Here is a 24,481-nt window from a genome sequence, read left to right on the forward strand (position 1 = left end):
CTGGCCGTATCTCCCAAAACGGGGGTGGGCCCGGATCTATTCCGGCGGCCCGGGGATCATCCGACGACGCCGTCCGCGGCGCCCTTCGCGGTGCCCTCGACGGCCGCCCTCGGGACCGCCCGGTCGGCCTTGAGCGCCTTCCACACCAGGTCGGCCTTGGCCTGGTCGACGAGGACGCGGTTGGCGTCGGCGGTGTCGTACTGGACCGGCAGCGTCACCATGTTCATGTCGCCGGAGCCGATGCCCTTGAGGCTGCCCGCGAACGAGGTGAGGTCCCGCACGGAAGCGAGGTCCGAGTCGGTCGTCACGGACTTGGTGGCGGTGTTCGCGAGGTCGTAGAGCTTCTTGGGGTTGCCGAAGACGCCGATGTGCTTGATCTGGTCCATCAGCGCCTTCATGAACGCCTGCTGGAGCTGGATGCGGCCCAGGTCGCTGCCGTCGCCGACGCCGTGCCGGGTGCGGACGAGGCCGAGCGCCTGCTTGCCGGTGAGCTGATGGGTGCCCGCGCCGAGGGTCAGGTGGCTGTCGGGGTCGTCGATGGCCTTGCTGGTGGTGACCTGCACGCCGCCGAGATCGTCGACGAGCTGCTCGAAGCCGTTGAAGTCGACCTCGACGTAGTGGTCCATGCGGATGCCGCTCATCGACTCGACGGTCTTGACGGCGCAGGCGGCGCCGCCGGTCGAGTAGGCGGAGTTGAACATGGCGTCGCTCTGCGCGGGGTGCTCGACGCCGTCCTTGTCGGTGCAGGCGGGCCGCTCGACGAGGGTGTCGCGGGGTATGGAGACGATGCTCGCCTTCTTGTGGCCCTGGTAGACGTGGACGACCATCGCGGTGTCCGAGCGGGCGCTGCCGTCGTCGGTGCCGCCCCCGGCCTTCTTGTTGGCCCCCGCGCGGCTGTCGGAGCCGAGGACCAGGATGTCCTCGGAGCCGTTGTCGACATTGTCGGGCCGGTCGGTGCCGAGCGCCTGGTTGATGTCGACGCTTCTGATGTTGCCGTTGAGGTGGAGGTACAGGTAGCCGAAGCCGGTGCCGCCGAGGACGGCGGCGCCCGCCGCGCTCCACGCGACGACGCGCAGCGCCTTGGAGCGGCCGGAGCGCGGTTTGCGGCGGCGGCCCTTGGCGCGTCGGCGCCCGGGCTTGCTGTCACTGTCCGGCATGGGTTCCTCGTTCGCTTCGTCTGCTTCTCGCCCGGTCCGTGTCTCACTCCGTGTGACGGCGGACCGCCCTGAAGGGTTGCACAGCGTGCTGTGTCCACAGCGCGGACACGGCCGTCACGGAGCGTGCCGGGCGAACCCCGTATCCCCGCTCCCACCTGCGCGTTCTTCCTCCTGCGGCGCATGGGTCACAGGGGCCCCACCTGCTGACGCCTGTGGTGAAGGTCTCCGGTGGGAGTACGGGAAAGGGCTGGGCCCCGTCGCGTTCGGCGACGGGGCCCAGCCCTTGGCGGTGCGGTGAAGAACGTCAGTCGTTGCCGTTGCCCGGCGCCGGCGTCGTCTTCTGGATCTGGAGCAGGAACTCCGCGTTGGACTTCGTCTGCTTCATCTTGTCGAGGAGCAGCTCGATCGCCTGCTGCTGGTCGAGCGCGTGCAGCACACGGCGCAGCTTCCAGGTGATCGCCAGCTCGTCGCTGCCGAGCAGGATCTCTTCCTTGCGGGTACCGGACGCGTCGACGTCCACCGCCGGGAAGATGCGCTTGTCGGCGAGCTTGCGGTCGAGCTTCAGCTCCGCGTTGCCCGTGCCCTTGAACTCCTCGAAGATGACCTCGTCCATGCGGGAGCCGGTGTCCACGAGCGCGGTGGCGAGGATGGTCAGCGAGCCGCCGTCCTCGATGTTGCGCGCGGCACCGAAGAAGCGCTTCGGCGGGTACAGGGCGGTCGAGTCGACACCACCGGACAGGATGCGGCCGGAGGCCGGGGCGGCGAGGTTGTACGCACGGCCCAGACGGGTGATCGAGTCGAGCAGCACGACGACGTCGTGGCCCAGCTCCACCAGGCGCTTCGCACGCTCGATGGCGAGCTCGGCGACCGTGGTGTGGTCCTCGGCGGGGCGGTCGAAGGTCGAGGAGATGACCTCGCCCTTCACCGACCGCTGCATGTCGGTGACCTCTTCCGGACGCTCGTCGACGAGGACGACCATCAGGTGGCACTCGGGGTTGTTGTGCGTGATCGCGTTGGCGATCGCCTGCATGATCATGGTCTTGCCGGTCTTCGGCGGGGCCACGATCAGACCGCGCTGTCCCTTACCGATGGGCGCGACAAGGTCGATGATGCGGGTCGTGAGCACACCCGGGTCGGTCTCCAGGCGGAGCCGGTCCTGCGGGTAGAGCGGGGTGAGCTTGTTGAACTCGGGACGGCCGCGGCCGGACTCGGCCGCCATGCCGTTCGCCGAGTCCAGGCGCACCAGCGCGTTGAACTTCTCGCGGCGCTCGCCGTCCTTGGGCTGGCGCACGGCACCGGTGACGTGGTCACCCTTGCGCAGGCCGTTCTTGCGGACCTGGGCGAGGGAGACGTAGACGTCGTTGGGGCCGGGGAGGTAGCCCGACGTACGGATGAAGGCGTAGTTGTCGAGGATGTCGAGGATGCCCGCGACGGGGATCAGGACGTCGTCCTCGGAGACCTGCGGCTCGTTGCCGAAACCCTCGTCGCGGCCTCGGCGGCCACGGCGGTCGCGGTAGCGGCCACGGCGGCCGCGACGGCCGCCGCCGTCGTCGTCGTAGCCGTCGTCCTGCGGGCCGTTGTTACGGTCGCGATCCTGGCGGCCGCCGCCCTGCTGCTGACGGTCCTTGTTGCCCTGGCCGCCCTGGTCGTCGCCCTTGCCGCGGCGGTCGCGGTCGCGGCCACCACGGTCGCCCCGCTCACCACGGTCGCCCCGGTCACCGCGGTCACGGCGGTCGCGCCGGTCACGGCGGTTCTCGTTGCCGCCGTCCTGGCCGCCGTCGTTCCGGTTGCCGTCGCCGCCGTCCTGCTTGTCGTTCTTGTCGGGGCGCGGCTCGGTCTTCGTCGCGGTCTGGGCCTCGGCGGCGACCGTCTCCGGGCTGCCCGCCTCGGCGGTCGCGCGGCGACGGCGGCGCTCACCGGCAGGCTGCTCGTCCCCGGCGCCCTGGCCGGGAATGTCGATCTGCTGCTGGCCCGCGGCCTTCTTCGCCTTGGCCGCGCCGCTGTCGGGGGCCTCGGCCTTCTCCGCCTTGGCGTCCGCCTTGGCCTGCGCGGCGTCGGCCGCGGGCTCCTCGCCGGTACGGGCCTTGGAGGTGGCCCGGCGCTTCGGCTTGGTCTCGGCGGAGTCGCCGCTCTTGGCGGGGGCGCCGCCGCCCGCCTGCGCCTCCTTGATGACCTCGATCAGCTGGCTCTTGCGCATCCGCGCGGTGCCCCTGATGCCGAGGCCCGATGCGACCTGCTGCAATTCGGCCAGCACCATGCCGTCGAGGCCGGTACCGCGGCGCCGCCGGGAGCCCGAAGCACCGGTGGCAGGCGCAGCGGACGCATCCCCTGCGGACGCGGCGGGCGCGGCAGCGGAGCTGTCGGCAGTCACGCCCATCAGATCGGTGGTGTCGCTCACGAAGGGTCCTTCCCTGGAGCGGACGTCGGCCTTCTGGCTCGGCGACCGGTCGTGCTGTCCGGCGGTGGTCCTGCAATGACGGACCGTGCCGGGGCGGTTGTCCGCCGATGAGGCGGAAGAATTCATTGGTGACGGCGATTCGCGATGTCCGCGGGTGCACTCGATCTCTGTGTCACGCGGTTCGGTCACACCGGTTCCGGAGCATGCTCGCCGTCGTTCAGCACCGCGTCCTGGCATAGAAGGACGCTGTGCGGAATTGCTGGGGAGGCTCCCGGAAGAATGGCTGTCCCGGACGGGGACACACAGCACCGCGCCATGGCGAGGTCGGGTGCAGACTTGAGGTTAACACTACCGGATCCAACAAACATTCCCCCTCTCGAAATCCGGCAACCGTACGTATTGATCAATCCGGCGAGGATCCGAGCGGCAATACGCTCGCCCCGCCCGCGTCGAGGGCCAGGCGATTGGCCGCCCATCCCTCTCCGGCGAGCCGGGCGACCTTGTCGGCCGCACCGTCCTCCACCAGGGCGATGACCGTCGGCCCCGCCCCGGAGATCATCGCGGGCACCCCGTCGGCCCGCAGCCGCTCGACGAGCGCCGCGCTCTCCGGCATGGCCGGGGCCCGGTACTCCTGGTGCAGCCGGTCCTCGGTGGCGGGAAGCAGCAGCTCGGGGCGGCGGGTGAGCGCCTCGACGAGGAGGGCGGCCCGGCCCGCGTTGGCCGCCGCGTCCACATGGGGGACGGTGCGCGGGAGCAGGCCGCGCGCCATCTCGGTGAGGACGGGCCGGCCGGGCACGAAGACGACCGGGACGACCGTCGGCGCGGCGTCGAGGCGGATCGCGCGGCCCGCGCCCGATTCCGTCCAGGCGATGGTGAAGCCGCCGAGCAGGCAGGGGGCCACATTGTCGGGGTGGCCCTCGATCTCGGTGGCGAGTTCGAGGAGCGCCGCGTCGTCGAGCCGGGCGTCGCCGCCTATCGTCACGGCGCGCGCGGCGACGACCGCGGCGACGATGGCGGCGGAGGAGGAGCCGAGGCCGCGGCCGTGCGGGATGCGGTTGGCGCAGACGATCTCCAGGCCGCGCGGCTGCCCGCCGAGCAGGTCGAAGGCGGTGCGCAGGGACCGTACGAGAAGGTGCGACTCGTCGCGCGGCAGGGTGTCGGAGCCCTCGCCCGCGATGTCGATGTTCAGCCCGGAGTCGGCGACCCTGACGACGACGTCGTCGTACAGCCCCAGCGACAGGCCGAGGCTGTCGAAGCCCGGGCCGAGGTTGGCGCTGGTTGCGGGGACGCGCACCCTGACGGCGGCGGCGCGGAACGCGGGACCGGCCATCGCTCGATGACTCTCCTTGAGCTGCGGGATGTTTCGAGAACTTCCGAGACTTCCGATGTCTTGTGCTGCGTACGGCTCCACCCGCGCCGCTGACGACGGCGCCGCGGCGGAACTTCGTCGGGGAACGACGGAACGGCGGCGGCACCGCGGCATATGCGGCGGGCGGGTTCGGTACAGCCTATCGAAGGAAGGTTCTGTGGCGACATAGGGCGCACAGGAGGCGCACGATGCGTGTCGTGAGCCCCCCGTGCACCCCCTCCGCTGATCGGATACGTACCCGTACGAATCCTGTACGGAAACGTACAGTTGACGGCGTATCACGGCCGGAGCGCGGCGTGTCGGCGCCGCGCGTCACTCCGGGGCGACGGAGCTCAGGCGAGCCCGAGCCGCGACGCCGCCGCGGCCGCGTCGACCGGCACGGTGACCGGCTGCGGCGCGCCGGAGACGGCCCAGTCGGGGTCCTTCAGGCCGTTGCCGGTGACGGTGCAGACGATGCGCTGCCCCCGGTCGACCTTGCCCTGCTCGGCGGCCTTCAGCAGACCGGCGACGGACGCGGCGGACGCGGGCTCCACGAAGACACCCTCCTGGGACGCCAACAGCTTGTAGGCGCGCAGGATCTCACGGTCCGTCACCTCATCGATGAAGCCACCGGACTCGTCGCGCGCGGCGAGGGCGTAGTTCCAGGAGGCGGGATTCCCGATGCGAATCGCAGTAGCGATGGTCGACGGGTCCTTCACGACCTCGCCGCGCACGATCGGCGCGGAACCGGAAGCCTGGAACCCCCACATGCGCGGCGTACGGGAGGCCACCGAATCGGCGGCGTACTCCTTATAGCCCTTCCAGTAGGCGGTGATGTTGCCCGCGTTGCCGACCGGCAGGACGTGGATGTCGGGCGCGTCGCCGAGCGCGTCCACGATCTCGAACGAGGCGGTCTTCTGCCCCTCGATCCGGAACGGGTTGACGGAGTTGACCAGCGCGACGGGGTAGTTCTCCGACAGGCTCCTGGCCAGGTTCAGACAGTCGTCGAAGTTGCCGTCCACCTGGAGGATCTTCGAACCGTAGACCAGCGCCTGGCCCATCTTGCCGAGCGCGATCTTGCCGCGCGGCACGAGTACGGCGCAGACCATGCCGGCGCGCACCGCGTAGGCCGCGGCGGAGGCGGAGGTGTTGCCGGTGGAGGCGCAGATGACGGCCTGCGCGCCCTCCTCCTTGGCCTTGGTGATGGCCATGGTCATGCCGCGGTCCTTGAAGGAACCGGTCGGGTTGGCGCCCTCCACCTTCAGGTGGACCTCACAGCCCGTGCGCTCGGAGAGCACCTGCGCCGGCACGAGCGGCGTGCCGCCCTCGCGCAGCGACACGACCGGCGTGGTCCCGGTCACCGGGAGCCGGTCCCGGTACTCCTCGATGATGCCGCGCCACTGGTGGGTCATTCCGGTCATCGCTGCTACTCCCCTTCAACACGCATGATGCTGGCGACACCGCGCACGGTGTCGAGCTGACGCAGCGCGTCCACGGTCCCGGTGAGGGCCGCGTCCGCCGCGCGGTGGGTGACGACGACGAGGGACGCCTCGCCGTCCTTCCCCGACTGCCGCACGGTGTCGATGGAGACTCCGTGCTCGGCGAAGACCGTCGCCACCTGCGCGAGGACACCGGGCTTGTCGGCCACGTCGAGGCTGATGTGGTACCGCGTCACGGAGTCGCCCATCGGTGAGACGGGCAGTTGCGTGTACGCGGAGTCGCCGGGTCCCGTCGCGCCGTTGAGGCGGTTGCGGCAGACGGCGACGAGGTCGCCGAGTACGGCCGACGCGGTGGGCGAGCCGCCCGCGCCGGGTCCGTAGAACATGAGCTGCCCGGCGGCCTCGGCCTCGACGAACACGGCGTTGTAGGCGCCGCGCACGGAGGCGAGAGGGTGGTCGAGCGGAATCATGGCGGGATGCACGCGAGCGGTAACGGAACCCCCGTCGGCAGCCCGCTCACAGATGGCGAGCAGCTTGATGGTGCACCCCATCTCCTTCGCGGAAGCGAAGTCGGCGGCGGTGACCTCGGTCATGCCCTCGCGGTAGACGTCGTCGAGACGCACCCGCGTATGGAAAGCGATACCGGCGAGGATCGCGGCCTTGGCGGCGGCGTCGAACCCCTCGACATCGGCGGTCGGGTCGGCTTCGGCGTACCCCAGGGCGGTGGCCTCGTCGAGGGCCTCCTGGTACCCGGCGCCGGTGGTGTCCATGGCGTCGAGGATGAAGTTGGTCGTGCCGTTCACGATGCCGAGCACGCGGTTGACCTTGTCACCCGCGAGTGACTCGCGCAGCGGTCGGATCAACGGAATGGCTCCGGCGACCGCCGCTTCGTAATACAGATCGCGCCCGTGCTCGACGGCGGCCGCGTGCAGGGCCTCGCCGTCCTGGGCGAGCAGCGCCTTGTTCGCCGAGACGACGGAGGCGCCGTGCTCGAAGGCGGTGGTGATGAGGGTGCGCGCGGGCTCGATCCCTCCGATGACTTCGACGACGACGTCGATGTCGCCCCGTTTGACGAGCGCGGTGGCGTCGGTGGTGACCAGGGCGGGGTCGATCCCCTCCCGCACCCTGGAGGGCCGCCGCACGGCGACCCCCGCGAGCTCGACCGGGGCACCGATGCGGGCGGCGAGGTCGGCGGCGTGCGTCGTCATGATGCGCGCCACCTCTGAGCCGACTACCCCACAGCCCAGCAGCGCCACCTTCAGCGGACGCGTACGCATCATCCGACCTCGTTTCCCTACGGCATTTTTTGTACGGCGTTCATGTACGCCGTTTTCACACGGCATTCTCGTACGACATCATTTTCGTACGACGTCTTTGTGCGGTGCACCCAGTCTCACCCACCGGACCGGGGTTTCTGTCCCCGGTCCGGATGGCGAGACACCTATTTCATCATCCGACGTCGAGGCGCAGGAGATCTTCCTCCGTCTCGCGGCGGACGATCACCCGGGCCTCACCGTCGCGCACGGCGACGACGGGCGGGCGAAGAGCGTGGTTGTAGTTGCTGGCCATGGAGCGGCAGTACGCGCCGGTGGCCGGCACGGCGATGAGATCACCGGGCGCGATGTCGGCGGGCAGGAACGCGTCCTTCACGACGATGTCCCCGCTCTCGCAGTGCTTGCCGACGACGCGGACCAGCATCGGCTCGGCGTCGGAGCGCCGGGAGACGAGCGCGACGGTGTACTCGGCGTCGTACAGGGCGGTCCTGATGTTGTCGGACATGCCGCCGTCCACGGACACGTACGTCCGCAGCCCTTCGAGCGGCTTGACGGTGCCGACGGTGTAGAGCGTGAAGGCGGTGGGCCCGACGATGGCGCGCCCGGGCTCGACGGAGATACGAGGAGTCCGGAGCGAGGCGGCCTCGCACTCACGGGTGACGATCTCGCTGAGCGCCTTGGCGATCTCCTGCGGCTCGCGGGGATCGTCATCGCTGGTGTAGGCGATACCGAGCCCACCCCCGAGGTCGATCTCGGGAAGCTCGATCCCATGCTCGTCCCGCACTTCGGCGAGCAGCCCGACGACGCGCCGGGCGGCGACCTCGAACCCGGCCATGTCGAAGATCTGCGACCCGATGTGCGAGTGGATGCCGATGAGCTCGAGCCCGTCGAGCTTGAGGGCACGCCGCACGGCCTCGGCGGCCTGCCCCCCGGCGAGCGCGATCCCGAACTTCTGATCTTCATGGGCCGTGGCGATGAACTCATGGGTGTGCGCCTCGACGCCGACGGTCACGCGGATCTGCACGCGCTGCCGCTTGCCGAGGCTGTCGGCGATGTGCGCGACGCGGACGATCTCCTGGAAGGAGTCGAGAACGATGCGCCCGACACCGGCCTCGACGGCCCGCCGGATCTCGCCCTCGGTCTTGTTGTTGCCGTGGAAGGCGATGCGCTCGGGCGGCATCCCGGCGGAAAGGGCGGTGGCCAGCTCCCCCCCGGAACAGACATCGAGATTGAGCCCTTCCTCATGCAGCCACCGCACGACGGCACGGGACAGAAACGCCTTCCCGGCGTAGAAGACATCGGCATCGGGCCCGAAGGCGTCACGCCACGCGGCGCACCGGGCGCGGAAGTCATCCTCGTCGAGGAAGTAGGCCGGAGTCCCGAACTCCTCGGCCAGCCGGGCGACTTCGATGCCGCCGACGCGGACGCCGCCCTCCGGCGTACGGGCCACGGTCTGCGCCCAGACCTTCGGGTCGAGGGCGTTGAGGTCGGCGGGCGGGGCGGTGTAGTGCCCCTCGGGCAGAACGTCGGCGTGGCGGGGTCCTGCGGGGTGTGCGGAACGGCTCATGACTGCGGGGCGCTCTCTTCGTCTCTCGTGTGCCGGAGCTGTGTGCCGGAGCTATAGATGTGCGGGGGCGTCGATGCCGAGCAGGGACAGGCCGCCGGCCAGCACCGTCCCGACGGCTTCGGCGAGCGCGAGCCGGGCGCGGTGGGCGGCCGAGGGTTTCTCCTCGCCCAGGGGGAGGGCGCGGGCGTATACGTCCGGGTCGGAGAGAAAGGCGTCGGCGAGAACGACGAGGTGCCGGGCGAGCCGGTCGGGGGCGCGGTGGCGCGCGGCGCTGAGCAGGATGCGGGGGTGGTCGGTGAGGGGGGTGAGGAGGGTGAGGAGGTAGGGGTGGTTCGTGGGGGCGCTGCTGGGTTCGGCGCTGGAGTGCAGGTCGGCGGGGTTGCGGGTGAGGGCGGCGGCGAGGATGTCCTGACGGCCGGACGAGTCGGCGAGGGCGGTGGCGAGGATGCCCTGACCGCCGGACGAGTCGGCGAGGGCGCTCGCGAAACCGAGATCGGCGGCGTTGCGGGTGAGGGCGTGGGTACGGGCGTGGGCGTACCGGACGCGGAAGAGGGGGTTGGACTCGCGCTGGGCCAGGTGCGCGGCACCGTTCTCGCTGAGGTCCGGGTGATCGTGCGGGGCGGGGTGGAGAAGGGCCCACCGTCCGGCGTCACGCCCGAGGGGGCCGGGGTCGGCGGGCACGGGCCGGAAGGTGACGTCGCGCGGGTCAGCGGCGTGGGCGACGCGCACGTCGGCGCCTTGGCTGCGCCCTATGCGGCTGATGGCGTCGGCGAGGATCTCGGCGCGGGGTTCGCGGGGAATGCGCAGGTCGATGAGGTGCCCGCGGAGGGCTTGCCCGTGCCCGTAGGCGAGCCCGTGGCGCTTAATCCGGAGAAGGAGGTCGCGGGTGGCGTCGGCGGGGGCGCCGGGGCTGAGGGTGAGATTGAGGAACCCCGGCCCGGAGACGTCGACGGTGTCGATCCCGGGGCTGTCGGCGAGACGCGGCTGGAGAATGTCGGCGACCTGCCGGGGGGGCCGGCCGGCTGGGCCGGCGAGTTGCAGGGCGACGTTGGTGGCGTAGTCGCCGTGGCCGCCGGGCCGGGGCCGCTCGATGACGATACGGGGCCGCCCGGTCCGCGCCCCTGGGTCTTGTCCCAGCTCGGGAGTGGGCTCCAGTGCCCGCTCCAACAGTTCCAGGGCCCCGGCACTCAGCTCACCGTCGTCCACCGCGCGGCGCACGGCGTGCAGCACGGTGTGGGAGATCTCGGCGGGGGTCACGGGGTCAAGCGTAGGGGAGGAGGGGGGTGGGTAGGCGAGTTCATTTGGCGGATGGTCCGGGATGCGGACGCGGGTGGCTCCGCCGGGGGTGGGTCAGGTGGGCCCGGGGGTGGGGTGCGGTGCGGACGCGGGCGGCTCGACGGGAGGGAAACGGGTCAGGCGCCGGGGGCGGGGTGGGCGTGCTCTGGTGGATCAAGGGGGTTCGAGTGATCGCCAGACCGCTGAGGGGGTTCGTCGCCCGGGGGGTTCTCACTGGTTCGCCGGGGGTCACCGACGGAGTGGACGTGGCTCGGTGCCTGCTGGGAGCCGGAACGGCTGTCGTGGTCACCCGGCTCATCGATGGCCGGCACGGCATCGGGGGCGGGGGCGACATCGGGGACGGACGCGGCGCCAGCGGGGGCGACTGGGACCACCGGGGCCGCCGGGGCTGCCGGGGTCACGGGAACCATCGGTGCTGCGGGTGCTACCGGAGCTGCCGGAGCCACAGGGCTCCTGTGCCCGCGCCGCCGCAACTCCCCCACAACGCGCACCAGCTCATTGGGCTCGAACGGTTTGGCCAGAAAGGCGTCGACGCCGACTTCAAGCCCGGCGTCGACCTCACCGGGATTGCACGCGCTGACGACGACGATGGGCAGCTCACGAGTCCGAGCATCGCCGCGCAGCCTTGCAGCGGTCCGAAGCCCATCGAGCCGCGGCATGACGACATCAAGGGTGACGACATCGGGCTGCACCTGATGGACGACGTCGAGGCATTCGGCACCGTCAGCGGCGGTCACGACCTCGAAGCCCTCCAGCTCGAGGTTGACCCTGATCAATTGCCGGATGACCTTGTTGTCGTCGACAACGAGGACCCGGCCCGAGGCGCCTGGCACAACTTGAGAGTAGGTCGACACCCACCACCGCGTCCGGGTTTTCCCCACTTCCACCCCGTACAGGGGAACTGAGCCCGTCCCACACCCCGCCACCCACCCCAATACCTGTTCCTGAGGACCCCGGATGAGCTGGTAGTGTTCTACCCGTCGCCGCCCACAGCGGCGGCAACGCCCCCGTAGCTCAGGGGATAGAGCAACGGCCTCCGGAGCCGTGTGCGCAGGTTCGAATCCTGCCGGGGGCACAGAAGCCGGAACAGCGCGATCAAGCCGCTGACCAGCCGAAGTGTCATATACAAAGAGCCGGACCCAGTCCCACTGGGTCCGGCTCTTTGTTGTTGCTGCGCACTGATCGCGATAGACCTGCGATAGCGGGACCCTCCCGGCCTCAGCTCGGAGTCAGCCCAGGCGGCTCCTTGAGTCGATCAACGTCAAGCCAGAAGAGGTTCCTCATCCGCTCGTAGTCGTAGACACTTCCCCGAGAGTCTCGTTGCACCGTCAGCAGGTCGTGCTTCTCCAGCTCCTTGGTTGCCTTGGTCCAGGTGTCGTGGGAGAGGCCATAGAGCCGACGCCTCTCTGCCGAGACGTAGTGGGGTTCACTGTGGCCACCCAGTGCATCTATGAGAACAAGCATCAATGCGATCGCCGTCGGTGACAGTTCCAGCATCCAGCCTTCTGTCCAGAACTCCACAGGCACCCGCATGTAGCGGCCTTCCTCAATGGGACGGACATACTCGCGCCCGTTCCCATCGGCGCTGCGCAGAGTGATCGCAGGCGGACCACCCCAACGCGGGGTCAGCTTGATGAGTTCGTTCTCCGCAAGCCACTTCAGGCCGCGCACCACGTTTCGATCGCCCTTCGCCGGATCCAGCGCCAGCAACTTCGCCCACGACTTCGGCGTGGGCGGCGCCTTGAGATCGAAGGGCTGCCTCGTAGCCATCATCGTGATGCACAGGTAGAGCCGAAGCCTGACAGAGCCCCCGCGGCCGCCCTGAATCATGCGAGCCAGCGGCGCGGCACGCCCTTGCTCCGCTTTGGCGGTGACGAACTCCGGCGGAAACGGCACCACAGTGCGCTTAGACCTCATCGCTACTCTCCTCAAGAGTTCTATCGCATCGGCGCGCAAATCGGGATTCTCCAAGATTTTTTGCCTTCCTGCAGGAGGAACAGGGGTGCGGGGGTATCGGGGTCCGGGGGTCTTGGGCGTTCCTCCTATAAGAATTCCAGCACAGCTCCCAAAACGCAGCAGTACAGCAACAAAATAGGTACAGCGAAGAGGGTATAACCCTCCCGCCTTAGCGCAATCCCCCTCCTTCGCAAGCGCAACACACCCCATTTGACCTGCGACTTTACCTCCTGAGAGCCTCTTTGTGCGGGCAGCGACTGCCAGACATCTAGTCGCTACAAGCCCCTGAATCCGATCGAGAGGACCCACGCACCATGGCCAACATCGTCACGGCACTCCGTGGACTTTGGGCAGCGATCATCATGACCGTCTCCCTGACCATCGCCATTGCCACTACAGGAATCTTTTGGAGCACGGGCATGCAGGTGCCCGGAGCTCTGGCTGCCGGTGGCGCTGCCTTCCTTGGCGCTGCGACGCTCGGGATCACAGTTCGAAGGTTCGTTGCCGGTTGGTAGACGAATATGTTTTCACTCTGCCTGGATCAATGCAGTTCGTAAGGAACAGCATGCTCCGCCCGCTCAGCAGCGAATGCCGGACAACGGCACACAGCCCGGCATTCACTGCATCGGCACCAGCGGGCGTCACCGCCTCGACCCTCTTGCCAGTCGATTTCCTTTTCGATCTTCTTGCTCATGGCCTCCTCCTGGCCGTAGATGCACCCCTCTTAGACGCGGTGGATGACCTCAGGTGAGTTGCCAACCCGCCTAACGACCTCGTGCATGGTTGGCAGTCTGGCGTCGTGGCGGCATGGTCGATTCATGGCAGGCGTTGCCCGTTCGATGATCGCCAACCGGTCGCGGATCACAGGGCTGACCAGAGATGTGATCGCGGAATTCGTCACCGAGATCGGCCCGTTGTGGGCTGACGAGCAGTACCGGCGGCTTGCGGGCCGGCCACGGCGACGAGCCGTCGGAGCGGGGGCCCGCCACAAACTGGTCTTCGTGGACCGGCTGCTCGCCACGCTCGTTCACCTCCGCCATGGAGTCACCCACGACGTGCTGGCCTGCTGGTTCGGCGTGGACCGGTCCAACATCACCCGCGCGATTGGCGAGATCCGCCCGCTGCTAGCGAGCGCGGTTGCACAGTGGGACCGGGCGTCCGCCTGCGCACGCTCGCTGACGTGATCGACCATCTCGGGGCCAGCGGGCAGAGCGCCATCACCGACGCCACCGAGGTCCGCGTCCGCCGCCCCGCCCAGGGCACGGAAGGCCGCGACCGCTTCGTCTCTGGCGAGAGCAAGCAGAAGGCGGTGAAGGCCCTGGTGGTCACCGATGACCAGGGGCAGCTGCTGTTCAGCGGCGCTCTGAAGTCCGGGAGCTGTCCCGATATCACTCAGGTCCGCGACGCGGGACTTGTGGAACTGCTCGGCCAACACCGTGACCTGCGCATCCTGGCTGATGCGGGCTATCAGGGCCTGGGCGCCCAGACCGGCGACCAAGTGATCACGCCACCGCACCGCAAGTTCAAGAAGAACGCCCCGACGTGGCGGGAGGAGAGGTTCATACAGCAGCGCAAGGCCCACTCATCGCGACGCATCCGGGTCGAGCACGGCATCGCCCACCTCAAGAACTGGCGGGCATTGACCCGCCACCTCGGCCGGTGTTAACTCCTCGACGAACTCGTCCCGGCCATCCGGACTCGCGTCAACCCACCGACAACCACCCCGGCCGGCCGCAGCAGCGTGAGAAGCACAGCCTTGCCGCTTCACGACGCCCGCTCGCTAACCATGCACAAGGTCGTTCGCAGGCCGTTTCCCTCCATCTGGGCAAGGACACGGCGTACGGCAGTCCGGGAGGCTCCGAACCGCTCACACAGTTTTGCTTCAGACAGGTATGCATCGCCCACCGAGAGCGACCTCTCTGCGATCAAGGCGATCATCCGATCTACAACAGAGGGTCGGTCACCACTGCGGACAACCTGCCATCCGATACCCGGAGCCGGCTCAACGACTCCGTCGGCTTCAAGGACCTTGAGGACACGACGGACGATGTTGCGAGAAACACTGTGGAGGCGCATCAGGGTAGCCTCCGACGGCAGCGTATCGCCGGATGCAATCTGCTCACGCAGGGACTCAGAGACCTGCAAATACGTACCCCGCGAACTCGCCTGCGGCACGTGCCCTCCTCCCGTCGATCCCTCAGACAGCGTGTTGCCAGTCTGCCATGTGAAGGCGTCTTGCCCGATGGCTCATTCTAGGCTTTGGAGATGCTCGGCAATCAAGCGCTTGCGATCCGGTTCATGGAACGGCTCAAGAAGCCGCTGAGCCTCCTTTAGCGCAGAGCGGCCGCGCTCCTTGTCGCCGTGCGTCACCAAGGCCAGTCCGATGGCAGCCATGACCGTCCCCTCTCCGTGACTATCTCCCGCGTCGCGAAACAACTGCTGAGCAGATTGATAAGCCTCAAGTGCTGCCCTGAGGTCGGAAGTCAAAATGATCGCGTTCCCCAGATTGAGGAAACACATTGCTTCACCCTGACGATCCCTTACGTCTCGATAGGCCGCGATCGCCGCACCGAGATAATTTGCCCCTTCTTTAAGAAGGGCAGTGGAAAGATCCCGTGTGGCCCGTTGCATTAGCGTGGTTCCGAGTTGGGCCAGTGTCGACGCTTCTGCCTTCCTGGCCCCGTTTCGAGCATGGATTTCGAGGGCCTGCCGTAGCACCTTCTCGGCCTCTTGAAACCTGCCCGACTCGCGAAGAGAGATCCCTGCATTAGTGAGGGCGAAACCATCACCTTCTCCATGCTCTCCTCTAAGCCTCATGGCCCTTTCCAAGGGTTCCATGCTGGCCTCAACGCCGACCAAATCCCTCAGTGCGCCACTTAGATTGATAAGTGCTCGCGCCTCGGCATCACAATCCCCAAGAGAGCGCGCGAGAGCTACTGACTTGTTGAACCAGCGCACCGCGTCTCGATATTTCCTCATAGAGGTGTATACGATGCCGAGATTATTATAGCCGCTAGCTAGACGCGACCGGTCTCCGCTTCTCTTTACAGCTTCTATCCCGACAGAAAGGACGGACAGAGAGGAAGAAAAGTCTGCCACATTAATCAGGTACGGCACAACCGATGCTGACAAGTCTGCGCTCGTGTTAGATTTTTCCAACTCTGCAGCAATCTTTGCGCCAGCAACCAAGTTCGACGCCTCGACAGCAAGCCACTCCATAGCTGCAGCACGGTCCGCAAACCCGTCAGACGACTGCTTTTGGGGGTGGCCATTAATCCACTCAGCCGCAAGTTCAGCCCTATCCGAAAGATAGGAGACGACCCTCACTTGAGCAGCATCACGCGACTCCTTGCTATCGACGCTCTGCACCTGTTCAGCTGCATAGAGCCGGACCAAGTCATGCATCCTCCACCTGCCGTGGCCATGACCCGTCTCGACTAGGTGGCAGTTAAGGAGGTGCCGCAGAGCCCGCTTCGCCTTCAGATGCTGGGTGTCGAGCAGGAGAGCTGCCGCTTCTACCGATAGGTCGGCACCTGGGCTAAGCGCGAGCAACCTGAACGCAGCCGCATGGAATTCATTCAGCCGCACATAGGATCGCTCGAAAGCCGCACGGACGGCAACATCTTCGTGTTCCAGACCCTCAAGCCGCTGTTCTTCTTGCGCGAGCTCACTCGCCAGTTCCGTTACGCTCAATTCTGGGTCAGAGGCCAGAATGGCACCAACAATACTTAGCGCCAAAGGCAAGTGACCGCAGAGCCTCGCCAAGTCAAAACTGCCTCCCGAGGGCAGTTCCCTTCTCGCTTTCACCTTGACCAGGTCTACTGCGTCTTCGGGTGATAGCACATCGAGTCGCACGTTAACTGCGCCGGGAAGCAGTGGCGCGATTGCATTACGAGATGTAATGATGACTCTATGAATGTGAGAACTAGGGATGAGCGAAAGGACTTGCTCTGGATCGCGAGCGTTATCCAGCAGGATCAAAACGGGTAGTTTTGCGCTCGCCCGCTTCTCCAACTCGGCATGGAACTGCGGACCAACATTTTCCGGGAGGGGGTCAATTGCATCAACCCCCAGGGCTGCAAGTACTGGCGAATAAATCTGGTGTGGATATACGGAGAGATCAGATAGCGCATCATATCCGCGAAGATCGACGGATACAGCACCACCTGGAAAAAGTTTCCGGTCCATAGCTAGGCGAGCGGCACGGGTGGCGAGCTCGGTCTTACCAATGCCGCCGAGCCCCGATAGCACTAAGACAGTACCGGAATCAGCGACGCCATCCACTGTCGACTGAAGGTGAGCGAGGATGCGTTCGATCTCTCCGCCACGCCCTACAAAATCACCTCGCATGAGCCCAGATTGACTCAGTGGAATAACCGTGGGTGGAACAGCGGGATTGCTGCTGTCATTGACGTAGAGGTCGCGCCCCGCCTGATATACGCATGCCTGCCCGGACGCCTGCGCGTCAAGCGTCACGCGCCTGTCGGAATCGCTCATGACTCTTGAATGTGCTGGTCGCGCCCCGCCTGGTATACGCGCCCATTTCCAGTCGCGTGAGCGTGCATCTGCACGACATTACTGCCCGTCGTATTCCGCGGGGACAGTTCGTCCAGCAGCGCTCGCAGCTCTTCTGCAACGCTGGGCTCAGTAAGAAGCAGCCGTCGGACTCTGCCTTGCCACTCCGCCCGGAGCTCAGCCTCCGTCTGTGGGTCCTCACCACTGTGTGCCGCCAGTAGATCTTCGCGAGTCTGATCAAGCTCACCAGCCACGGTGTCAGCCCGCTCCGGGGACACCCTCCGCCAGATGGCTACGACCCCGTCACGTGTGCGCTGCCAGGCGTCCGTGGCCATGAGCGTAACGATGGTTGTACCAGCAGTCCCCGCAAGGGCAGCTATTTGTGGATCCATCAAGGCCCCCAACCTCTCAGGTGGCTTCACAGCCCGACCGAAAGACCAAAAGTTACCGGTGGCAGGAGAAGCTTCGCCAGTCGCCCTCGCCTTGCCGCTTCACGCTGATCGAGACGTCTCCGGCTCGGTAAGCGGGCGGCCGTCGACCAGCGATCCGTCGCCTCGTGTCCGCCACGGTCGCGAGGAGTGCGCACGATACGCGATAGAGATCGTCGCAAATCAGCCTACCCGGACGAGAACCAGCAGGTCAGCGGATGTTTCTGCCAGCTTTCACGCATGCCTTCCGGAGCCGTGTGCGCAGGTTCGAACCCTGCCGGGGGCACCGTAGATAAGGTGCCCATGACCCCGTCACCAGCGGAAACGCTGAGGCCGGGGTCTTCGCGTATGTGCAGGCGTACGCCCTCTGAAGCGGCCACAAGTCGAGGTCCATGGACGAGACGTGGACGGGAGCCCCGAACGTCGCACACCAGCCCGGCGACACGCTTGCATCAGCAGCAGGCGAGACGGGCGCCCCATCACGCCGGCCAGGCGTCAGCGACTACGAAGGAGACGACTGTTCCACCGAGGTAGCTGGGTCCGGAGCACCAGGAAAACGCGATGGAGTCGACCAGGAGCAGCCCTCGCCCGTGGACGTCGTCCGCCCCTGGATGCCGCAGCCGAATGTTCCCGAGAAGCCCGGGTTGTGCACGTCAACGCGAAGCGAGGCCCCCTCGCGGTACCACTCAACGCGCACCGACCATGGGTCGTCGGACTTCCCGTAGCAGATGGCGTTGGTCACCAGCTCCGAGATCATCAGTGTGCAGTCGTCGATCGAGCAGGCCGGGTCATACGGAGCAATGAATTTCCGGAACCAACGCCGCGCACGGGGCACGGACTGTGGCTCCGGATGCAAGGTCATCGATCCGAGCCGCGGCGAGTCCTCACAGGGGGATGGTCGATCGTGTAGGCCATGCGTACTCACTCCATGCCGCTGCCGACCAGGTGGCCCAGGCACTTCGCCGCGCAGCGGAACAAGCGCGCAGGATTACGGCAACCAGGGGACCGAACAGGTCAACCAGCACCTGATACCCACTGAGTTCCAGCCCTTTCTACGGGTTCAAGCACTCAGCGAGCCTTTCTACAGCGGCGTCGCCGCCTGCAAGGTTGCGAACAGGGTTACTGCTGAGCTTGCTGATGCTGTTGCTGACATGAGTGTTCCGGCCAGGGCGCCCCATGCCGCCGCCCCGATGGCCGTGAAGAGGGGTGGCCAAGTGCGTGGGGCCGGGGGCGGGTTCAGCAAGGCTGCCACTCTGCGGGGGATTGGGCCCGGGGGTGATGCGAAGGGGGTGCCCGAGGGGGTGGGGGTGGTCAGGAGGGCCGCCTTGCCTACCGCTTGTGCTGTGAGCCTGCGGTTGCCTACCGCTCGTGCCGCCTCCTCGTCCGCCCAGCGTTCCACCGTGTACGTCACGCTCGTGTGCAAGGGGCGGAGGAACGGGTTCGCTCGGGCTGCCAGGGCCGTGAGGAGGAGGTGGCGGTGGTGGTGGGATGACTGGTGGGCTCGTTCGTGGGCGAACAGGGCTCGGCGTTCCGGTGAGTTCAGCCCCGCCAACATGCCCGTTGAGACGATGATTTTGCCGGTGGGGAGGGTGTGGGCGTAGGGGACCGTGTCCCTTAGGACCGCTATGTTCTGGTGGGGTGGGAGGGGGGAGAGGGCCTGCAACGCCTTGCGGGTTGTTGCGTGGCGGTGGCCTAGGAGTGTTGCGCATGCGATCACTGCCGCTGCCAGGCCGGCTATTGCCGCCTTGCCCACCACCTCGTCGTGCGGGACCGCCGCGCGTACCTTCGGGTCCGCCCAGCCGTCCGGCAGGGGGTTACCCGGGAGTTGGGCCGTGCCGACTATTGCCAGCAGCGCCAGGGAGAGTGTGCTGCAGATGGCCAGGACGGCCGCTGCCGCCGTCAGGAGCAGCGTCGCCGCTCGTGGGTGCAGGTGGCGTTCCGCCAGGCGGGAGACCGGCCATGCCGTCAGCGGGAGGATCAGGGGGAGGAAGACTGCGACGCCCATCGGGTCAGGCGTCTCCCGTGTTGTGCGTGTTGCTCGTGTTGTCCTGCGGTGCCAGCAGGTTGCGCAGGAGTTGTTCGTCGCCCTTCGACAGGCTTGATACGAAGCTTGCCAGTACCGCCGCTCTGTTCGACTCCGCGTCCAGGACTCTGCGCATGCGGTGCGCCGCCAGGCCCGCCTCGTCCGAGGCCGCCGTCCAGGTGAAGGAGCGGCCCTGGCGTTCGCGGGTGACCGCGCCCTTCGCCTGGAGGCGGGTGAGGATCGTGATGACGGTGGTGTAGGCGAGGGTGCCGCCCAGGCGTTCGCGGACCCAGCCGGCCGTCACCGGGTGCGGGGCCTCGCACAGGGCGGCCAGTACCTGACTCTCCAGTTGGCCCTGGCCACGCCTGCGTCCGGTTTCGTCCTGGTTCGTCACGGCGCGCCTCACCCTCCTCGTCACCGTCATCGTAGGTCGCCTCGGCGCGTGAAACGGGGGCCGTTCGGCTTCGTGTGCGATGTCCGGGTTCGTCGGTGGGACGCGTGTGACGGGCGCCACGCGTGACCGGCTCAGGTTTACGGGTGCCTCGGTAGGTGACTACGGTGCGTTGAATGTCTCGCAGCCACATGAACCCCGTAAACCCTAGAAGACGCGAAATCTGGAGCCGGGGTTCCACGCGGGAGGGAACGTGAGCGAACAGGTTCGACTGAGCGCCACGCGAGCGCCCCTGCCGCCACAGCAGCCGCAGCAGCAGTCGGCAGACGGTCCTTCGGCTCCCTCGCGTGGATCGGCCCCCGCCGCCGGTCAGCACAAGCCGCGCGCCTCGCGTGATTCCTACTTCGACAATGCCAAGTACCTGGCCATCGTGCTCGTCGCCATGGGGCACGCGTGGGAGCCCCTGCGGGACGGCAGTCGGGCCGCGTCCGCGTTGTACATGACCGTCTATGCCTTCCATATGCCCGCGTTCATCGTCATCTCCGGGTATTTCTCGCGGAGTTTCGACGCCGGTCCGGGGCGGATCAAGCGGCTCATCACCGGTGTCGCCGTGCCGTATGTCGTGTTCGAGGCCGCTTACACGGTCTTCAAGCGGACCGCCGGGGACGATCCCGACTATCCGTTCAGTCTGCTCGATCCCTGGTATCTGACGTGGTTTCTGATCGCCTTGTTCGTGTGGCGGATGTCCACGCCTATCTGGGGAGTTGTTCGCTGGCCGCTGCCCGTCGCCCTTGGTATTGCCGCGCTCGCCTCCGTTTCCCCCGATATCGGGGATGACCTCGACTTGCAGCGGGTCCTTCAGTTTCTGCCGTTCTTCGTGCTCGGGCTTCGGCTCAAGCCCGAACACTTTTGGCTCGTGCGGCGGCGTACCGTGCGGATTGTGGCCGTGCCTGTCTTCGCCTCGGCCGTGCTCTTCGCCTACTGGGCCGCTCCCCGTATGAACGCCGCCTGGTTCTATCGGCGCGACAGCGCGCAGGAGTTGGCCGCTCCCGGGTGGGCCGGGGTCGTCATGACGCTCGCCATGTTCGGGTGCTCGATGCTGCTCGTCGCCTGCTTCCTCGCGTGGGTTCCCGGGCGGAGGCTGTGGGTTACCGCGCTCGGCGCCGGCACGTTGTACGGGTATCTGCTGCACGGGTTCCTCGCCAAGGTGTCCCGGTTCTGGGAGTGGTACGACGTGCGGTGGGTGCATACGCCGCTGGGGCAAGTCGCTGTGACGGTCATCGCCGGTGGCGTTGTCACCCTTTTGTGCACGCCGCCTGTGCAGCGTGTGTTCCGGTTCGTCATGGAGCCCAAGATGGAGTGGGCGTTCAGACGGGATGCCGCCCAGGTGGCCCGCGGGCGGTAGCCCTCGCTCCCCCGCTCCCCCGTTCAGGCCGAGGTTTTCTTCCGGGGCGTCGACTTCTTCTTCGTCCCGGTCGAACCCGACGCCGCATTCTTCGTGCCCGTCGCCTTCTTCGCGGCACCGGACGTCGTCGTCTTCTTTTTCGGCGTCGCCGGTGCCGCCTTCTTCTTCGCGGGCGCCTTCTTGCGCGTGCGGCCCTCCATCGACGTCACCTCCGCCATTTCCTCGCCCGGGGAGTCGCCCCGCGCCTCCTTCGCCGCCCGTACGCTCCGCTCCAGTACGGCCACCAGGTCGATGACCTTGCCGTCGCCGCCCGGGGACGGCTTCGTGGGCTCCGCCGGGAGTTCGCCGGACGCCTTCGCCGCGATCAGTTCCTCCACCGCCGCCCGGTAGTCGTCGTGGAGGGAATCCATGTCGACCTCGCCCAACGTGTCCATCAGAGCGTCGGCCAGGTCGAGTTCGGCGTCGCGGACCGTGACGTGGGTGTCGGGGGCCACCTCGTCGGGTGAGCGGATCTCGTCCGGCCAGAGCAGGGCGTGCATCGCGATGACGTCGTCCACCACGCGCAGCATGCCCAGGCGCTCCTTGCCGCGCAGGGCGAACTTCGCGATCGCCACCTTCCCGCTCTGCTTCAGGGCCTCGCGGAGCAGCGTGTATGGCTTTGTGGCGTGGACGCCGTTCGCGGAGAGGTAGTACGCCGTGTCCATCTGGAGGGGGTCGATGCGGTCCGCCGGGACGAAGGCCAGGATCTCGATCGTCTTCGCCGTGTGGGTGGGCAGCGCGGCCAGGTCCTCGTCGGTGATCGGGATGACGGTGCCGTCGGCGTCCTCGTAGCCCTTGCCTATCTCCGCCGTCTCGACCTCCTTGTCCTCCAGCTCGCACACCTTGCGGTAGCGGATGCGGCCGCCGTCCTCCAGGTGGACCTGGCGGAAGGAGACGGAGTGGTTCTCGGTGGCGGTCATCAGCTTGATGGGGATGCTGACCAGGCCGAAGGAGATGGCGCCGTTCCATATGGAGCGCATGAGCGGTCTCTCCCTTCCCGTTCAGTCCGGTCCCGCCCAGTACCGTCCAGTCCCGTCCGTCCCGTTCGACAACTCACCGGGCCGCCGATCGGTCCGTCCGACGCGCCCCTTTGGCGGGGAATGTCAGAGTATTACGGTATGACGCCGATCACAGAAGTGGAGGGGCGGCGGCTGCCGCTCAGCAATCTGGACAAGGTGCTCTATCTGGCCACCGGGTTCACCAAGGGCGAGCTGCTGCACTACTACGCGACCACCGCGGAAGCCTTGCTGCCGCATCTCCACAACCGGCCCCTCTCCTTCCTGCGCTTCCCCGACGGGCCCGACGGCCAGCACTTCTTCGCCAAGAACGTGCCGCCCGGGGCACCCGACTGGGTGAAGACCGCCGAGGTTCCGCGCTCCGACGGCGTCTCCCGGCAGGTCCTCGTGCAGGACCTCGCCTCCCTCATGTGGGCGGCGAACCTCGTCACCGAGCTGCACACCCCGCAGTGGCAGGTGGACGCGCCCGCGCAGGCCGACCGGCTCGTCCTCGACCTCGACCCCGGGGCGCCCGCCGACATCGTGCAGTGCTGCGAGGTGGCGCTGTGGCTGCGGGAGCGGCTCGCGGAGGACGGGCTGGACGCGTACGCCAAGACCTCCGGGTCCAAGGGGCTGCATCTGCTCGTGCCGCTGGTCCTGGTGCCGTCCGAGCGGGCCAGCGCCTATGCGAAGAGGCTCGCGCAGGAGGCGGAGGCGGAGCTGGCGGGGCTCGTCGTGCACCGGATGACGCGGAGCCTTCGGCCGGGGAAGGTGTTCGTCGACCACAGTCAGAACTCCGCCGCGAAGACGACCGCCGCGCCCTATACGTTGCGGGCGCGGCCCGAGCCGACCGTCTCCGCGCCCGTGACGTGGGAGGAGGTCGAGGCGTGCCGGGACAGCGGGGACGCGCGTGACCTGGTCTTCCTGGCCGAGGACATCGCGCCTCGGCTCCAGCGGTACGGGGATCTGCTCGGGCCGCTCAACGACGCCGAGCGGGCCGGACGGCTGCCGTCGGCCTGAGAGCGGCTGCCGTTCTCCTGCGAGGGGCGCGGGCCGTTGGCCCCCGGGCCCACCGCCCCGGTGCCGACCCCGGGCCGCCGTCACGCCCGCCTCGGGAACACCGCCCGCAACCGGCCCGGGCCGCCGTCACGGTCGCCCCGAAAACACCGCCCCGCAACCGGCCCGGGCCGCCGTCACGGTCGCCCCGAAAACACCGCCCCGCAACCAGCCCGGGCCGCCGTCACGGTCGCCCCGGGAACACCACCTCGTAACCGGCTCAGGCCACCCTCACACCCACCCCGGAAACACCACCCGCAACCAGCCCAGGCCACCACCACGCCCGCCCCGGAAACACCGCCCCCGCAACCAACACCAACCCCCTACACCCGCCCCCACGTCCCCCGATCCCGTGCCATCGCGTGCAGCGCCTCCACGTCCGCCGGTTTGAGTTGGCCGCCCGTCCTTGCCAGGCCCGTGACCTCCGGGTCCGTCAGCAGGCGTACGCCCCTCGGGGCCACCTGTACCTCGACGAAGGACGGTTCCACCAGGACCAGGCCCGCCCGTACCTCCGCCGTCAGGGCGAACGACGCCCGGGACGCGTCCGCCCGTACGTCGCGGAGCAATGGGCGGGGCTCTCCCCGACCCGCCGTCACCTGCGGGTCGTTCACCCGCACCCGCTGCCGGTACGCCGGGAGGACGTGCAGCGCGAACAGGCCGCCGGGGCCGATCACCAGGTGGTGGATGAGGCCGCCGCCCGGCAGCGGTACCGAGTGCAGTACGCGCCAGCCCGCGCCCTCCAGCGCGTCCAGCGCCTCGCCGACCGTCTGCTGCGCGGCCAGCGCCCGGCGCCGGGGATCCGTACGGAGTCTGCGCTGGGGGGCCGGGTCGCGGTCGAGGGCGATGAGGAGGGCCTCGCCGGGGCGGTTCGGGGCGAGGTCGTCGTCCGGGTGGAGGCTGAGCCGGGCCAGTTCGACGGGGGTCGGCACCGGCGGGGGCCCGACGGCCACGTGCCCGGCGATGAAGGGGCGCAGCGCCGCGAGCACCGCTTCCCTCTGCGACTCGGTGAGGAGGTTGACCCGGCCCGCCTCCCGGTCGTACCAGGCGACGTTCCTGCCATCCTCCCCGTACACGTAGAGCCGTTCCTGGCCGTGCCGCCAGGTCGGTATGACGCGCAGTCCGTTCATGGCCCATCACCCCCCGACCATGGGAGCAGCAAGCCCGCCGCAGGGCAAGAAGGCGGGGTGTGCCGGA

General features: G+C 67.9%; 20 protein-coding genes, 1 tRNA gene and 2 pseudogenes. 6 read left to right on the forward strand and 17 right to left on the reverse strand.

Going from position 1 to position 24,481, the window contains the following annotated elements; genetic code table 11:
* Positions 1 to 56: 56 nt before the first annotated feature.
* From ABZ877_RS04315 to ABZ877_RS04350, 8 genes and pseudogenes are all read right to left on the reverse strand, one after another.
* The gene (locus ABZ877_RS04315) at positions 57 to 1,157 is read right to left on the reverse strand and encodes an LCP family protein (protein WP_361064088.1); all 1,101 of its coding nucleotides are present in this window, start codon (positions 1,155 to 1,157) and stop codon (positions 57 to 59) included.
* Between the two features lie 304 nt (positions 1,158 to 1,461).
* A complete protein-coding gene (gene rho, locus ABZ877_RS04320) occupies positions 1,462 to 3,555 on the reverse strand; it encodes a transcription termination factor Rho (RefSeq protein ID WP_361064091.1) in 2,094 nt (697 codons plus the stop codon).
* A gap of 403 nt (positions 3,556 to 3,958) precedes the next feature.
* Positions 3,959 to 4,885 (reverse strand): homoserine kinase, encoded by a 927-nt coding sequence (gene thrB / locus ABZ877_RS04325; protein ID WP_361064094.1) that lies wholly within the window; start codon positions 4,883 to 4,885, stop codon positions 3,959 to 3,961.
* Positions 4,886 to 5,256: 371 nt separating this feature from the next.
* Complete coding sequence (gene thrC, locus ABZ877_RS04330; protein ID WP_361064748.1) at positions 5,257 to 6,315, reverse strand: threonine synthase; 1,059 nt, start codon at positions 6,313 to 6,315, stop codon at positions 5,257 to 5,259.
* Between the two features lie 14 nt (positions 6,316 to 6,329).
* Entirely contained in the window at positions 6,330 to 7,622 is a 1,293-nt protein-coding gene (locus tag ABZ877_RS04335) for a homoserine dehydrogenase (protein ID WP_361064096.1), read from the reverse strand.
* 169 nt (positions 7,623 to 7,791) lie between these two features.
* Positions 7,792 to 9,183 (reverse strand): diaminopimelate decarboxylase, encoded by a 1,392-nt coding sequence (gene lysA, locus ABZ877_RS04340; protein ID WP_361064099.1) that lies wholly within the window; start codon positions 9,181 to 9,183, stop codon positions 7,792 to 7,794.
* Positions 9,184 to 9,234: 51 nt separating this feature from the next.
* On the reverse strand, positions 9,235 to 10,440 hold the full coding sequence (nrtL, locus tag ABZ877_RS04345; RefSeq protein ID WP_361064102.1) for an ArgS-related anticodon-binding protein NrtL: 1,206 nt from the start codon (positions 10,438 to 10,440) through the stop codon (positions 9,235 to 9,237).
* Between the two features lie 509 nt (positions 10,441 to 10,949).
* Positions 10,950 to 11,312, reverse strand: a pseudogene (locus ABZ877_RS04350) (response regulator); the annotation flags it as partial.
* 170 nt (positions 11,313 to 11,482) lie between these two features.
* On the opposite strand from ABZ877_RS04350, the gene ABZ877_RS04355 reads away from it, so the two are divergent.
* Positions 11,483 to 11,554 (forward strand) — tRNA-Arg (locus ABZ877_RS04355).
* A gap of 143 nt (positions 11,555 to 11,697) precedes the next feature.
* Here ABZ877_RS04355 and ABZ877_RS04360 read toward each other — a convergent pair.
* Positions 11,698 to 12,450, reverse strand: a complete 753-nt coding sequence (locus tag ABZ877_RS04360) for a hypothetical protein (protein WP_361064105.1) — start codon at positions 12,448 to 12,450, stop codon at positions 11,698 to 11,700.
* A gap of 299 nt (positions 12,451 to 12,749) precedes the next feature.
* On the opposite strand from ABZ877_RS04360, the gene ABZ877_RS04365 reads away from it, so the two are divergent.
* On the forward strand, positions 12,750 to 12,950 hold the full coding sequence (locus tag ABZ877_RS04365; protein WP_361064108.1) for a hypothetical protein: 201 nt from the start codon (positions 12,750 to 12,752) through the stop codon (positions 12,948 to 12,950).
* A gap of 26 nt (positions 12,951 to 12,976) precedes the next feature.
* Here the strand turns inward: ABZ877_RS04365 and ABZ877_RS04370 are convergent, their stop codons facing one another.
* Positions 12,977 to 13,129 (reverse strand): hypothetical protein, encoded by a 153-nt coding sequence (locus tag ABZ877_RS04370; RefSeq protein ID WP_361064110.1) that lies wholly within the window; start codon positions 13,127 to 13,129, stop codon positions 12,977 to 12,979.
* Positions 13,130 to 13,253: 124 nt separating this feature from the next.
* Between ABZ877_RS04370 and ABZ877_RS04375 the strand changes: the two genes are divergently transcribed.
* The gene (locus ABZ877_RS04375; protein ID WP_361064113.1) at positions 13,254 to 13,619 is read left to right on the forward strand and encodes a transposase family protein; all 366 of its coding nucleotides are present in this window, start codon (positions 13,254 to 13,256) and stop codon (positions 13,617 to 13,619) included.
* Positions 13,616 to 14,101: a transposase family protein gene (locus tag ABZ877_RS04380; protein ID WP_361064115.1), complete on the forward strand. Its 486-nt coding sequence runs from the start codon at positions 13,616 to 13,618 to the stop codon at positions 14,099 to 14,101. Before ABZ877_RS04375 ends, ABZ877_RS04380 begins: the two co-directional genes overlap by 4 nt.
* Positions 14,102 to 14,199: 98 nt before the next feature.
* Here the strand turns inward: ABZ877_RS04380 and ABZ877_RS04385 are convergent, their stop codons facing one another.
* From ABZ877_RS04385 to ABZ877_RS04405, 5 genes and pseudogenes are all read right to left on the reverse strand, one after another.
* Positions 14,200 to 14,610, reverse strand: a complete 411-nt coding sequence (locus tag ABZ877_RS04385; RefSeq protein ID WP_361064119.1) for a GntR family transcriptional regulator — start codon at positions 14,608 to 14,610, stop codon at positions 14,200 to 14,202.
* Positions 14,611 to 14,682: 72 nt separating this feature from the next.
* The gene (locus ABZ877_RS04390) at positions 14,683 to 16,932 is read right to left on the reverse strand and encodes a tetratricopeptide repeat protein (protein ID WP_361064122.1); all 2,250 of its coding nucleotides are present in this window, start codon (positions 16,930 to 16,932) and stop codon (positions 14,683 to 14,685) included.
* 925 nt (positions 16,933 to 17,857) lie between these two features.
* A pseudogene (locus tag ABZ877_RS04395) lies at positions 17,858 to 18,293 on the reverse strand (ATP-binding protein).
* Positions 18,294 to 18,459: 166 nt separating this feature from the next.
* Positions 18,460 to 19,383 carry a M56 family metallopeptidase gene (locus ABZ877_RS04400; RefSeq protein WP_361064125.1) on the reverse strand — a complete coding sequence of 308 codons (924 nt, stop codon included), beginning with the start codon at positions 19,381 to 19,383 and terminating at the stop codon, positions 18,460 to 18,462.
* 4 nt (positions 19,384 to 19,387) lie between these two features.
* Positions 19,388 to 19,825 (reverse strand): BlaI/MecI/CopY family transcriptional regulator, encoded by a 438-nt coding sequence (locus ABZ877_RS04405; RefSeq protein ID WP_361064128.1) that lies wholly within the window; start codon positions 19,823 to 19,825, stop codon positions 19,388 to 19,390.
* A 220-nt stretch (positions 19,826 to 20,045) separates the two neighbouring features.
* Here ABZ877_RS04405 and ABZ877_RS04410 point away from each other — a divergent pair, with 220 nt between their 5' ends.
* Positions 20,046 to 21,197, forward strand: coding sequence for an acyltransferase family protein (locus ABZ877_RS04410; RefSeq protein ID WP_361064131.1), 1,152 nt, complete (start codon positions 20,046 to 20,048; stop codon positions 21,195 to 21,197).
* 23 nt (positions 21,198 to 21,220) lie between these two features.
* On the opposite strand, the gene ABZ877_RS04415 is transcribed toward ABZ877_RS04410, so the two are convergent.
* Positions 21,221 to 22,216, reverse strand: coding sequence for a Ku protein (locus ABZ877_RS04415; protein WP_361064134.1), 996 nt, complete (start codon positions 22,214 to 22,216; stop codon positions 21,221 to 21,223).
* A gap of 138 nt (positions 22,217 to 22,354) precedes the next feature.
* Between ABZ877_RS04415 and ligD the strand changes: the two genes are divergently transcribed.
* Positions 22,355 to 23,251, forward strand: coding sequence for a non-homologous end-joining DNA ligase (gene ligD, locus ABZ877_RS04420; RefSeq protein ID WP_361064137.1), 897 nt, complete (start codon positions 22,355 to 22,357; stop codon positions 23,249 to 23,251).
* 359 nt (positions 23,252 to 23,610) lie between these two features.
* On the opposite strand, the gene ABZ877_RS04425 is transcribed toward ligD, so the two are convergent.
* Positions 23,611 to 24,414 carry a nuclease-related domain-containing protein gene (locus tag ABZ877_RS04425; protein ID WP_361064140.1) on the reverse strand — a complete coding sequence of 268 codons (804 nt, stop codon included), beginning with the start codon at positions 24,412 to 24,414 and terminating at the stop codon, positions 23,611 to 23,613.
* Positions 24,415 to 24,481: the final 67 nt, after the last annotated feature.

It is taken from the genome of Streptomyces sp. NPDC046939 (genome assembly GCF_040644575.1).
Classification (GTDB): domain Bacteria; phylum Actinomycetota; class Actinomycetes; order Streptomycetales; family Streptomycetaceae; genus Streptomyces.